Annotated in this window: 11 protein-coding genes; 3 read left to right on the top strand and 8 right to left on the bottom strand. The window is 69.7% G+C overall.

Annotated elements, in window-relative coordinates; genetic code table 11:
- Positions 1–398 precede the first annotated feature (398 nt).
- From IPK71_03480 to IPK71_03455, 6 genes are all read right to left on the bottom strand, one after another.
- Positions 399–785: a response regulator transcription factor gene (locus IPK71_03480; protein MBK8212787.1), complete on the bottom strand. Its 387-nt coding sequence runs from the start codon at positions 783–785 to the stop codon at positions 399–401.
- Between the two features lie 100 nt (positions 786–885).
- Positions 886–1,887: a methyltransferase domain-containing protein gene (locus IPK71_03475; protein MBK8212786.1), complete on the bottom strand. Its 1,002-nt coding sequence runs from the start codon at positions 1,885–1,887 to the stop codon at positions 886–888.
- Complete coding sequence (locus IPK71_03470; GenBank protein MBK8212785.1) at positions 1,884–3,035, bottom strand: aminotransferase class V-fold PLP-dependent enzyme; 1,152 nt, start codon at positions 3,033–3,035, stop codon at positions 1,884–1,886. Before IPK71_03470 ends, IPK71_03475 begins: the two co-directional genes overlap by 4 nt.
- Positions 3,032–3,976 (bottom strand): tryptophan 2,3-dioxygenase, encoded by a 945-nt coding sequence (locus IPK71_03465; GenBank protein MBK8212784.1) that lies wholly within the window; start codon positions 3,974–3,976, stop codon positions 3,032–3,034. Before IPK71_03465 ends, IPK71_03470 begins: the two co-directional genes overlap by 4 nt.
- A gap of 414 nt (positions 3,977–4,390) precedes the next feature.
- A complete protein-coding gene (locus IPK71_03460; protein ID MBK8212783.1) occupies positions 4,391–5,767 on the bottom strand; it encodes a DUF2330 domain-containing protein in 1,377 nt (458 codons plus the stop codon).
- A 231-nt stretch (positions 5,768–5,998) separates the two neighbouring features.
- On the bottom strand, positions 5,999–6,736 hold the full coding sequence (locus IPK71_03455) for a DJ-1/PfpI family protein (protein MBK8212782.1): 738 nt from the start codon (positions 6,734–6,736) through the stop codon (positions 5,999–6,001).
- Positions 6,737–6,854: 118 nt separating this feature from the next.
- Between IPK71_03455 and IPK71_03450 the strand changes: the two genes are divergently transcribed.
- Together IPK71_03450 and IPK71_03445 are read left to right on the top strand one after the other, a co-directional pair.
- A complete protein-coding gene (locus IPK71_03450; GenBank protein MBK8212781.1) occupies positions 6,855–7,673 on the top strand; it encodes a hypothetical protein in 819 nt (272 codons plus the stop codon).
- 30 nt (positions 7,674–7,703) lie between these two features.
- Positions 7,704–8,183 (top strand): GNAT family N-acetyltransferase, encoded by a 480-nt coding sequence (locus IPK71_03445; protein MBK8212780.1) that lies wholly within the window; start codon positions 7,704–7,706, stop codon positions 8,181–8,183.
- 1 nt (position 8,184) lies between these two features.
- On the opposite strand, the gene IPK71_03440 is transcribed toward IPK71_03445, so the two are convergent.
- Together IPK71_03440 and IPK71_03435 are read right to left on the bottom strand one after the other, a co-directional pair.
- Positions 8,185–8,856, bottom strand: coding sequence for a class I SAM-dependent methyltransferase (locus IPK71_03440; GenBank protein MBK8212779.1), 672 nt, complete (start codon positions 8,854–8,856; stop codon positions 8,185–8,187).
- Between the two features lie 68 nt (positions 8,857–8,924).
- Positions 8,925–11,057 carry a hypothetical protein gene (locus IPK71_03435; GenBank protein ID MBK8212778.1) on the bottom strand — a complete coding sequence of 711 codons (2,133 nt, stop codon included), beginning with the start codon at positions 11,055–11,057 and terminating at the stop codon, positions 8,925–8,927.
- Positions 11,058–11,240: 183 nt separating this feature from the next.
- Between IPK71_03435 and IPK71_03430 the strand changes: the two genes are divergently transcribed.
- Positions 11,241–12,233 carry a metallophosphoesterase gene (locus IPK71_03430; protein ID MBK8212777.1) on the top strand — a complete coding sequence of 331 codons (993 nt, stop codon included), beginning with the start codon at positions 11,241–11,243 and terminating at the stop codon, positions 12,231–12,233.
- Positions 12,234–12,306 lie beyond the last annotated feature (73 nt).

The raw sequence follows: 12,306 nt of genomic DNA, 5'->3' as shown, positions 1-12,306 counted from the left end.
TGTTAGACCTATTTGGGAGGGCGCGCCTCGCATCCGCTCGTGGACGAGGGGGCCTCGCTCGAGCCCCCCTTCCAATCGCGGAGCGGGTCCTCTTCGCGCATTCGCGCGCGCCGCGGAGCCGCCGTTTTTTGACTCGAGAGAGCGGAGCGCCGCACGACGCTCATCTTCAGGTGAAGGTAGCGCTGCGGCGGGCGGTCGAGGAGGCTCAGCAGGTGGCGCGCGGCGCATCTCGATCGCGCGCAGGTCTTCGTGCATGGCCCGCCCGAAGATCGACAGGGCGCACTCGACGTCGGGGCGCTCACCGAGCATGCCGTGGACCTCGCCCTCGAGGGTGGAGGTGGGGGCAGCGACAGCCCGTCCCCCTGCCTCGGCGACGTACACGCGGCGAGGCAGACCTGTCAGCCCTCGTGGGGCTCGTAGTCGGCCATGAGGTGGCGCACCATCGCGACGAGCGCGTCGACGCCAGCGGCCTTCGAGACGAAGCCCGTCGCGAGCGACGTGGAGGTGCGCTGCTCGAGGTCCCCGTCGGGGAGGGACGAGACGAGCAGAATGGGCACGGCCACCTCGTGTTTCCTGCGCAGGAGCGAGACGACCTCGTCGCCCTCCATCTCCGGCATCTGCACGTCGACGAGGAAGAGATCGGGGCTCGGGCGCGCGTCGCGCAGCGACTCGAACTCGCCGAGCGTGAGCGCGGTGTCGACCACGAAGCCCTCGTTCTCGAGGGCGTCCTTCGTGATCTCGAGGGTCATCGCGTTGTCGTCGAGCACCAATATCCGGGGGATCATCGAGGAGTCCTTTCCACGAAACAGAACGAACGAAGGCGTGGGTAGGCGCGAGGGCGCGCGCCGGTGTCACACGAACGTGAGGGGGAGGGGCGGCCTCCGCTCACGGCTTTCGCGCGAAGACGACCTCGAACCCGCCGGGGCGGAAGGCCACGTCGACGAAGCCGGCGCGCGTGAACGCCTCTTCGTACCACTCGCGCTCGCGCAGGCGGCTCACGCACGTGTCGAAGCCGACGAGGAAGTACGTCCAGAAGAACTGCACCGCGAGGCGCTCGGCGTTTCGGAACTCTTCGCAGACGAAGATCGTGCCGCCCGAGGGGAGGGCGTCGAACGCCTTCGTCACCAGGGTGCGCGCGATGTCGGCCGGCCAGTCGTGGAGGACACGCACGAAGGAGATGGTGTCGTAGCCCGAAGGCAACGGCTCCTCGAGGAAATTACCCGGGTAAAACCCGAGCCTCCGGTGGCCGAGCTTCTCGCTTCGCGCCCGCACGAGCGGCTCGGCGGCGGCGAGGTTGTACACGTCGGCGCGGAGCTCGGGGTGCACGGCGAGGAGCTCTTCCGCGACGAAGCCATCGCCACCCCCCACGTCGAGCCAGCGCGCGTCGCGCTTCGGGAAGAGGCAATCTCCCGCGTCGCGCAGGGCGAGCGCGATGGGCGGCGCGCCCTGGGTCATGCTCTTCTCGAAGGCGCGGAGCTCTTCGTCCGTGGCGGGCGGCCACGAGAACCCTCGAGGGGTGCGCTCTCCGCGCACGATCTCGGGGATCTTCTCGAACGTCTCTTGCCACGGGTAGGTGTCGCGATCGCGCTCGATCGAGCCCTCTCCCAAGACCGCGTCGACCGCGGGCCCGAGCGGCTCCTTCGTGGAGTAGACGGCCGAGCCGATGGCGTCCTCGGGCTGGGTGCGCACGACGAGGCCGAGGCTCTCGAGGCCGTCCATGAGCTTGTAGAGGCGCTTCTCGATGGCACCCGTCTCGCGGGCCAGCTCGGCGAGCGTGACGGGCCCACGATCGAGGCGCGCGACGATGCCCATCCGCCTCGCCGCGTCGACGAGATCGAGGGCCTTTTTCCCATGGAAGAGCAGGCTGAGGAGGCTCCGCGCGTTCATGCTCGGGCCTTTCGCGCGAGCTCGACGAGCGTATCCATGAAGGTCTCGAGCTCTTCGTCGGTCGTGTAGAAGTGCGGCGCGACGCGGATGAGCCCGCGGTAGCTCGTCACCATGTTTCGGGCGAGGAGCTCCTTGTGCACCGCCGCGTCTCCCGGGAAGGAGAGGCACGCGATCGCGCCGCGCTCCTCCGGCCTCTCCGGGGTTTTGACGTCGATCTTCGCCTCTTTGGCCCGGGCGATGACGCGGCCGGTGAGCGCCGTGGAGCGCGCGCGGATCGCGTCGACCCCGAGCTCGCGGACCATGGCGAGGCCGGGCCTGGACACGAGCGCCCCGATGACGCTCGGCGTCCCCGCGAGGAAGCGGCGTGTGCCCGTGGCGTGCGTCAGTGCGTCTCCGAAGGCGAGAGGGTCCTCGGTGCCCATCCAGCCCGTGACGGCAGGGCGGAGCTCGGGGAGGAGCTTCGGCTTCACGTAGAGGAACGCGGCGCCGAGGCCACACAAGAACTTGTGCGAGCCGCCCAGGACGAAATCGAGGTCGAGCGCGCGTGCGTCGATCGGGACGGCGCCCACGGTGGCGAACGCGTCGACCGCGACGAGCGCGCCTACCTCGCGCGCCCTCGCGACGACGGCGCCGAGATCGACCAGGGCCCCCGTGCCCGGAGTTGCATGCGGTATACACACGAGGCGCGTGCGTTCGTCGACGGCGCGTAGGAGGCCCTCCGTGTCGACGCGGACGCCGTCCCGAGACGGCACGACGACGGGCTCGGCGCCGTACCGCGCGAAGCCCTGGAAGAGGAAGGGCGCCGTCGGAAAATCGAGCGTGGTCGTGACGAGCTTCGGGCGATCCTCGAAGGCGAAACACGAGACCACGCGCCCGAGCAGCGTGGCCACGTTCGCGTCCGTCACGACCGAGCCCTTCTCCCCGCCGACGAGCTCGGCGAGGGCGTCGGCGTGGGCGGCGAGATCGCCGAAGAAGCGCTCTTTCCAGAGCTCGTCGCGCCACGAGCCGAGCAGCGCGCCGAAGCCCTCGAGCGCCTCCTCGGCCGCGCGCGGGAAGGCGCCCGTCGAGTTCGTGTTGAGGTAGATGGAGCCCGCGAGGACCGGAAACTCCTCGCGGATGGCGCGGAGCTTCGTGCCGTCGAAGGTCATCGTGTCCCCGAGCGAGTCGACGCGGGCCCTTCGCCTTCGCCCTCGCGGACGGCGGGCCTGAGACCGGAGTGCGATCCGCCGTAGGGCCCCTGCGAGCCGAGCGCCGCTGCGTGTGCGCACGCGTGGACCGGAGGTGACGCGCCCTCGCCCTCACGCTCCGCGCCGGGCGAATACCCGCCCTCGCGCTTCCACGCCTCGGTCATTTCGACGCGCACGTCCCACAGCTCGGGGAAGAGCGGGCGGGTCATGCGGCTCGCGAGCAGCACGGTGGGGAAGCCGTCGAGCGCCTTGACCGACTTGGCCACCCCGATGGTTCGACGCACGAGCATGTAGTGCACGACCATCCACACCTGGAACGCCTCGTCGAGATCGACGAGGGCCTCGGCGAGGCGGTGAGTTTCGGCGTTCTTCTCGGATTCGAGGTAGATGTCGACGAGCTTCGTGCTGCGCCGCTCGCACCAGCGCGAGAACGCAGCGCGGATGGCGTCGGCCGCCACGTGGAAGCGGTTGTACCCCGGCGACTCGAGGCCGCTCCCGTTTCCGAGCTGGCGCCTCACGACCTGAAACACGTCGGGTGGCATGGTCTGGAGGATGCGCACCTGGTCGGCCAGGCTGCGCACCGTGACGAACATGCGGTGGAGCATGGCGAGCGCGCCCATGAGGTTGCCCTCGTCCATGGCGCGCACGAGCACGACCGCGTCGAAGCCGAGCTGCTTCATCCAGAGCTCTTGGGTCTGGTGCACGATCTGGAAGAGGAGCTCGTCCGGGGCGCTCAGCGCGCTGAGCTTGGTCTGGAGCGAGAGGAGCTCGCCGGTCTTCAGGTAGACCTCGTAATCGAGCGCGCCTTCTCCCACGTTCTTGCGCAGGGTCGAGTTGAAGACCGCGCCGTCGAGGGCGGTCTGGAGCGCTTCGGCGAATCTACCGTTGTCGTTCGTACTCATGCGTTTCCCCTCTCTTCGTGGACCTGCTCGGCGCTGGGGCCGTTCGAGGCGGCCGACCTTTCGGCGAGCCGGCGTCGGGCTCCGTATCGGGTTCGCGGCCTTCCCTCCGTCGATGGCCCCGGTGGTCTTCTCCGTGTACGAACGCGACTCCGTCGCTTCGACCTGAATGAGACCGCGACGGAGCGTACGGCTCGAGGGGCGAGCGGGCAACCACAGATTGAGCCATCGGCGCAATATGGGTGAACCGCTGGATGTGCGTTCATGTAGTGCACGGACGCTGAGGGCGCTTGTTCGGGACGATTCGGTGGGTCTAAGCGGGTGTGCGCTCGTGGACGCAGATCGGCTCCTTCGAAAAGCGAGAGAGGCCGCGAGCTCGGGGCCCGCAGCCTCTCCCTTCGGACGGCGTGGTCTTCGTTACCGCGCGCGACGGCCCCTCGCGCGAACGACCGCGAGCGCGACGCCCAGCACGGCGGCGAACGACCCCGCTCCCGAGCCCGAGGTGCCGCCGTTCGTCGTCGAGCATCCGGAGGTGGCCGCCTGGGAGCTCCCGCCCGCGGCTTCGGCCTCGGAGCGCGGGACGTACCGTTCGATCTCGCCGCACTCTCCGTAGACGGGGCACTGCGGCTCGCCGATCTCCTTGGCGACGGTGCGCTCCGCTGGAAGCGGGCTCTGGTCGGCCGACGCCGCGAGGATCATGTCCGAGCCGAGCGACTCGCGCGGGAGCTCGGCCTGGAGGAAGGTCACACGAACGCCGCCGCCGCTCGAGCCCCCGAGCACCTTGAGATCTTCGTCCCTCACCTCGGCGATCGACTTCGCCGGAGCGCCTTCTTTGGCCTCGATCGCCGCGTAGTCGCTCGGAGCGTTCGGGTCGTTCGGCTCGTAGCGGCGCGGCTGCGAGACCTCTTCGCGGAGGCCTTCGAGCGAGAGGTCCACGCTCGAGTGGAGCTCCCACCCACGGCCCTTGGAGATACCGAGCTTCTCGCTGCGGAGCGCTTCGCGGTTCGACGCGTTCGCCGTCCAATCCCACACGAGGTCGGAGCTCGGGATCGTGAACGTGGGGAAATTCACGGGCTCGTAGCGACCTTGGCCGACGACCCAGAGCGCGAGCTTCACCGACGGGCCCGTACCCGCCGAGATGCTGCGGAGCGGCACCGTGACGTTGGAGCCCTTCGTGGTGACGCGGATGGGGCGCATCGCCTTCACGTTCTGTCCGGGCACGAGCTTCATCGCGAGGAAGTTGAGCTTCTCGGCGACGTAGGTGGCGACGAGCGGCTTCACGTCGTCGGGCACGACGAAGCCGTTCTTGCCGAGCCAATCGGTGAGGGCCTTCGGATCGCTGCTCTGGAGCTGCACCGTCTCGTACGGGCCGACGACCTCGCGCTTCGTCACCGTCACGCCGTCGTTCGCCGCGCCCGGGGTACCGAAGGCCCCGGCGCGCCCTTGGCAGCTCGCGGACGACGGCGGCGGCGGCGGGCACTTCGGGTCGGGGGCGCGCACCGTGACGCGGGTGCGGGCGTCGAGGGCGGAGAAGAGCACCTCGGCCGAGAGGCCCACCTTGGCCTCGCCGGAGATGGGGAGCACCCACGCGAAGGACTCGGGGGAGCCCTGGTACCGCACCTCGTCGTAGAGGGTGCTCTCGTCACGGCCGACCGACACGATCATGCGGTGGTCCGTCACGATGGGCGCCACCGGGGGCGTGAACACGGCACACGCGGCGGCCGGGCGGGCCTCCGCGAGCATGCCGAGACCGACGAGAGCAGCGAGCGAGGCCGTGCGGAGCGTGGTGTTCATGAGGGGAGAGCTAAGCAGAACGCGTGCCACTGAAATGATGAATGATTTCAGTGGTGGATCGGGTGAGTCGGCTCAGGGTGGCACACGTGGGGCCGTTTGGCTCAGATGAGCGAACGCGGGCCGAGGGTCAGGTGAGCCGTGCCATCGGGTGGCCGGACCTGCCCCGCGCGTAACCCCTTGAAACCTGGTCGGAGAACCGACCGACGTTCGCGCCAAGTACCTGAAATCTGGTCAGAGGCGCGCCATGAAGCGCTTGGCAAAAAGGTACGCGTCCCCCGGCCAGCGGGCGGACACGTAGCTTCCGTCCTCCACGACGAAGGCGTGGCGGTCGTCCGTGTCCGTGCCTCTCGCCGACAGCTCGAAGGGCCCCCTTTGGTAGTCGGCCGGGCTCGCGAGGTTTCGGGTGACCTCGTCCTCCACGTACTCGGGGTAGGTGCGGTAGTACCGACCGAGCTTCCAGAACGTCGAGAAGTAGGCGGCCCGCTCCATGTACTTCGGGAGCGACGTGCTCTTCTTCCCGTGGAGCACGCTCGCCCCGCGTGCGCCCTTCGTGCGCGCCAGCACCACCGTGCCGTGGCAGATGGCGCCGACGGGCATGCCCTTCTCGAAGGCCTCGGCCACCTTGGCGAAGAGCGCTTCGGCCTCCAAGTACTGGCGCATGCCCGGCGCGTGCCCGCCTGGGAGCACGAGCCCATCGAAGGTGCCGATGTCGACGCCGCCCCACGCGACCGGCTCGCGGAAGGCGCGTGTATCCTGCATCTTCTCGTAGAAGGCCTTCGGCTCCGGTTCGGCGCCGAGCTTTCCGAAGACGACCCCCGTGAGGAGGAGCGGATCACACGCGGGCGGGCTCCCACCTCGCTCCGTGGCGAACACCACCTCGTGGCCCTCGCGCGTGAGGACCATCCATGGGACGGCGACCTCGGTCACGTCGAAGTCGCGATCGGGGAGGGGGACGAGCACGCGTGCCATTCCGCGAGCGTACCCACACGCGCGCCGAGCGCCCATCACGACGAAGGAGGTCCGAAGAAATCTTAGGGGCGCGCGCGGCGCTTCGGGATCCACGTCACCCGGCGCACAATCGCCCACGATGGGCCGAGACGAGGACGACGACGCTCCGCTCGGGTTCGCCGCGACGACGGAGCCCGCGTCGGACGATCGGCCCTCGTGGGGAGCGCGCGCCGTTCGGGTGTCGGCCGCTTGTGGCGCTTTCGGAGGGCTCACGAGCGTCGTCTCCGGGGTGCCGTACTACCTCGCGTTCGCGGGGAAAATCGCGATGGATTGGGGCAAAGAGGGCTCGCTCTTCGTGGCCCTCGGGGCGAGCATCGGCGTCGCCGTGGCCGTCGGCGCGTGCCTCGGGATCGCCACGGCGCGTGGGCTCCGGCCTCACGACGGGCTCGTGCGTCGTGGGCTCACCGTGGTGCTCGCGGCGGCGCTCACCGGCCTCGTGGGCACGCTCCCGGGGGCCGTGGGAGCCGGGTATTTCGGGGCGAAACATGCGCCCTTCATGGGCGTTTCGGCCATCGTCCTCGCGCCGTTCGTGGGGGCGCTCGCGTCCGCCTTCGTGGTCGCTCGCGCCTCGCTGCTGCACGAAGGGCGAACGCTCGCGACGGGATGGCTCGCGGTCGCCTCGCTGGTCGCGCTCGTGCCCTTCGTCTCTACGGGGGGCGTCGTCGCGCTGGTCGTGTCGGACGACGAGGCGCTTCGGGCCATGATCCAAGGGGCCGCCGCCCTGTCTTCGTCGGCTACGGAAGACATCGATCCCGCAGGGCTCGCGCGGCTCGGAGCGATCGTCGGCGCGGGGCTCGGCGCCATGCTCGGCGGGCACGCGGGCCTCACGGTGGCGCTCGCTTCGTCGCGAGCCCTCGGCTCGGGCGAGCCGTCGTCGCCTCCGCGAGCGCTCGACTAGGGCCTCCGACCCATGGGATAGCACCTCCTCATGAAGCGAGTCCGCATGACGCGGTCGACCCTCGACCTCACCCTCCCCGACGCCCCGAGCGAGGCGCACCACACGATCCGTGGCGCCCTCCCGGCGGATGGCCCCGCGCTCGGCGAGGTGCTCTTTCTCGCGTACCTCGGCGGACCCGATCAAGAGGAGAACGACGAAGGCGAAGGGCGCGCCGAGATCGCGCGGACGATGGGGGGGGCCTACGGTCCGTTCGTGGAGGCCGCGAGCTTCGTCGCGGAGGACGCCGAAGGCCTCGTCGGCGCGAGCCTCGTCACGCGGTTCGAAGGTGTCCCGCTGCTCGCGCACCTCGTCGTGCATCCGCGCGCGCAGCGGCGTGGTCTGGGCTCGCGGCTCGCGGCGCGCACGATCGCCGCGCTCGGCGCCATGAGCGAGCCCACCGTGAGGCTCGCCGTGCACCCGGAGAGCCCCGCGCGTGCACTTTACACGCGTCTCGGGTTCGTCGAGGTGTGAGCTACCGCTTGCGCACCATGAGCACACCGTCTCCCACCGCGATCATCGCCGCCTCGACACGAGGATCGGCCTTGGCGATCTCGGCGACCTTGCGGAGCGCGACCGTGTCCGGATCGGTGTCGCTCGGGTCGGCCACCCTCCCGCTCCAGAGCACGTTGTCGAAGAGCGCGAGCCCCCCGTGGCGCAGGAGGCCGAGCACCTTCTCGTAGTAGTCGGGGTAGCCCGTCTTGTCGGCGTCGACGAACGCCATGTCGAGGGTGCCCGAGAGCCCCTCGGTCGCGAGCCGCGCGAGGCCCTCGGAGGCCGGCCCGATCCGAAGATCGACGATGCCGTCGACCCCGGCCGAACGAAAGTGGGGTTTGGCCAGATCGGTGTACTCGGTCGAGACGTCGAGCGCGTAGAGCTTGGCGTCGTCGCCTGCGACGTCCTTCAGCGCGAGCGCCGTTGCGATGGCTGAATATCCAGTGAATACGCCTACTTCCACGGCTCGTTTGGCACCCGTGAGGCGCACCAAGAAGCCCATGAAGGCGGCCTGCTCGCGGCTCACCTGCATGCGCACGTAGGGGTGCCGCGCGGTCTCGATGCGGCAGGCCTCGAGGGACGGATGCTCGACGGGGTTCACCTGGGCGAGGTACCCGACGAGCTCGGGCGAGAGCGCGAACGACGTGGACATGCCGAAGGTCTATAGGCGCGCGCGGCCCGCCCCGCCAGGATTCGACGGGCCTGAATCCTCGGTAAGGATCATCGGGACGAGCGCGGAGGCCGAGCGGGCAGACACGCCGTGCCCATGGCGTCGACGAGATCTCCCACGCGCGCCGCGAGCCCGAGCGCCTCTCCGTGGGTGCAGGTCGACTCGAACGGGGTACCGATGCTCGCGCCCGCTCGCGTGACCTTCATCGCCGTCGTGCCGTTACCGCAGAGGAGCCCGAGCTCGTGCACCCAGGTGTCGGCGTGACCGTAGAAGCCCTGGACGGTGGTGCCTCGGGGGCATTCGAGCTCGACGTCGAAGTGCTTCTTCTCGCCGAACGTGCGCCCGACGCTCCCCTGACTGCAGGCGAGCGCGATCGAGACGAACGCCGTGTGGTGCTCGTCGAAGCGTGCGCGCAGACCCGTGGGAGACTGCCCTTCGGCGCACATCCACAGATGGTGTGCGCCGCCGGGTCCGCCGTGAAGATCGAGGCGCGGGCTCGTGCCGTCGCACAGCTCGGCCGCGGCCACGAACGGGTTGCCGGAGAAGCGGAGGGTATGTCGAGAGAGGGCTCGTGTGAGGTTCTCGGCGAAGCGAGCCGCCGTGAGCGGGGCCGTGACGGACGTGACGAGCTCGGCGAGGGCACCGCACGAGAGGGCGCGTCGAGCGGCGAGGACGTCGCTCTCGTCGGATGGGTCGGGGGCGGCGTATCGAGCCACGACCCACGGAGGCGAGAGCTCTTTTTCGTGCCCGGGTCGCCCGCGGCGCTCAAGGCGAAAGCGCGCCGCGACGGGCTCGGCGAGGCCGTGGCGGTCGATGACGTGCACGGTCGACGGGAGCGAGAGACCGACGATCCCTATCGCGCCCGCGAGCAGCGCACGGTCCTTCGGTGTGCCCTCGAACGGCACGAGCGGCCTCGGGTGATCTCCTCCCACGACCTTCTGCAAGGCCTCTCCGGAGGTCGCAGGCTCGCGATCCTTGTAGAAAGGGTGGCTCGCGTACTCGTGGACGAGCACCGGGTTCTTGCGCTGCGCCTCGCGCACGTACCAGCCGTGCTCGTCGCCGATGCCGCACTGATTCTCGGTCCTCACGTGGAAACCGAGCGTCGACGTGGGCGCCCAAAGGAGCACGATCCCGACCGCGACCGCAGGTCTGGGATCCCGAAGCGAGAGGCGCCGGGGAAGCGCGACGAGCGCCGCCGGGACGAGAAAAGCAAGCAGGTCCGGGAGGAGCAACCGTGCATGCATGTAGTCTCCACCTATCGCGACGACGTAGGCGGCGTGCAGGGTGGCGGCGACCGGAGGGGCCGTGAGGGCGAGCGCGGCGGCCGGGCAGCGCTTTCGAATGGCGCGGACGTGGCGGATGCCGAGCCACGCCGCGGAGACGAGCGGGATCCCGAGCCGGTAGGTCCCGAGGAAGTTGTTCAGGTAACAGCGTCCCTGGCCGAAGTTCAGACGAAATGCCTCCTTCGCGAGAGCGGTGTTGGGGGCGAACGTGCCGAAGTAGCCCATTCGCAGCACCTGCACGGCGGCAGGGAGCGCCAGGGCGACCACGAAATACCCGAGGCTCGCGCGTGCACCTCGCCGCCTCCCGTGCCATGCGAGGAGAGTCAGAAAGAGTGCAGAGTACATGGCATAGTCGGGCCGCACGAGGGGCCCGAGACCGAAGAGGAACGCCGTAGCGGTGCGTGCGCCGCGGCTCGGCTCGCTGCGACGGAGCACGGCGACGAGCGCGGTCGACGACGCGGCGATCCAGAGGCACGAGAGGCTCGTTTCGAGGCCGCTCGACGCGTACTCCCACACCGGGCGCACCGACGCGAACACCAAGAACCCGACCGGGACCGAGTATCCGAGGGGGGCGCGCGTTCGAGCCGAGGCCAAGCTGGACGGGAGCGCGAGCAGCGCGACGGCGAGCGCCATGCACGTGATCCCCGCGACGACCGCACCCCACTCGAGCGGAGCCCCGAGGCCATGCACGATCGAGAGGAGGCCGAGCCACAAGGGGCTGGTTCCGGCCTCGACGCGCTCGCCCACGTTGAACACGGGGCCGTGGCCCGCGACCACGTTCTGCACGATGCGCAGGTTGATGAAGCCATCGTCGTGGATCCACCGCTGCGAATGGGCGAGGGCGGCGATGAGCGCCGCGCTCCCAAGACCGACCGCGCCAGCGCGCGCTCCTCTCCTCATGACGCCGCAGATTGCACCCGACGTGCCAATGGCGAAACCGGTCCGTGGGGCCGATCCGGCGATTTTTCGTGGGGCGCTCCTTGTGCTCGCGGCGCAGGTCGGCACATGGTGGTCTTCGGACCACGGACGCGTCCGCACGGGCATGCCGTGTCACATCGGCGCCTCGAAGGCGATAAGGATCCCATGGCAGCGGCTCCTCTCCTCTCGGTTGGTCGCGTGCTCGGGTCGCTCCGGCGCTCGTGGCTCTTGTGGGCGCTGGTACTTTCGACCGTCGTCGCGTGCGCTCCGCGGCGACGGGAGCCGGAGCCAGTCGGCCACGGCGACCCTTCACCAGCACCCGAGACCCCCGCCCCGGCGGGAGGAGGTACGGCGGCACCGCCCACGCGCACGGGGCCGCTCGACGTCACGTTCGCGGTGGTCTCCGATACGCACCTCGGCTTCGACGGAAACGAAGAGAAGAACCGGGCGCTCGTCGCGTCGATCGCGACCTTGCCAGGCATGCGTTATCCGGGAGGCGCCGCCGTGGGGCACGTTCGAGGGCTGCTGGTCGCCGGCGATCTCACCGAGTGGGGCAATACCTACGAGTGGGAGGCATTCTGCGATGTCTATGGCCTCGGGCGCGGTGAAAAACCGGGATCTCCGTTCCCCGTATTCGAGGTAGTTGGCAATCACGACATGGTGCACGGCCCGTGGCTCGCGGCCGAAGTGGCGAAGCGCCACCCCGGTGGAGGTGCATACACGTGGGACTGGGACGACGTGCACCTCGTCGGCCTCGGCGAGTCGCCCGACGGGCCGGCGCTCGACGCGCTCGAGCGTGATCTGGCCAAGACCCCGGTCGAGCGGCCGCTCGTGTTGCTCTTTCATCGTCCGCTCGCGGGGCCGTGGCTCGAGGATCGCCCGGACGCCGAGGCTCGGGCGCGCCTTGCGCGGTTGCTCTCGGGCCGCGAGGTCCTCGGCATCTTCCACGGGCATCATCACGCGCGAGCCCACTACGTCTGGCAAGGTTACGATGTGTGGAAGCCTGGGGCGGTGAAGGGGGGCGCGCCGGAGCTCGCCGTGGCCCACGTCGACGACGAGCGGTTCACCGTGAGGACGTACGATTGGCAGTCGCGGCGCTTCGTGGACCTCTTCACGAAGCGCCGACCGAAGCGCCCCACGAGCGCGCCCCGGAGGTAAGAGGGCCGGCCGGGCTCCCTCCGTCCTTCTTCGGTCCTTCACGGCGGGGCACGACAATCCGTTCAGGTACGAA

The organism is Myxococcales bacterium, from assembly GCA_016712525.1.
Taxonomy (GTDB): domain Bacteria; phylum Myxococcota_A; class Polyangia; order Polyangiales; family Polyangiaceae; genus JAAFHV01.
The sequence above is the reverse complement of the archived record's forward strand: the minus strand, read 5'-3'. Positions and strand labels throughout refer to the sequence as shown.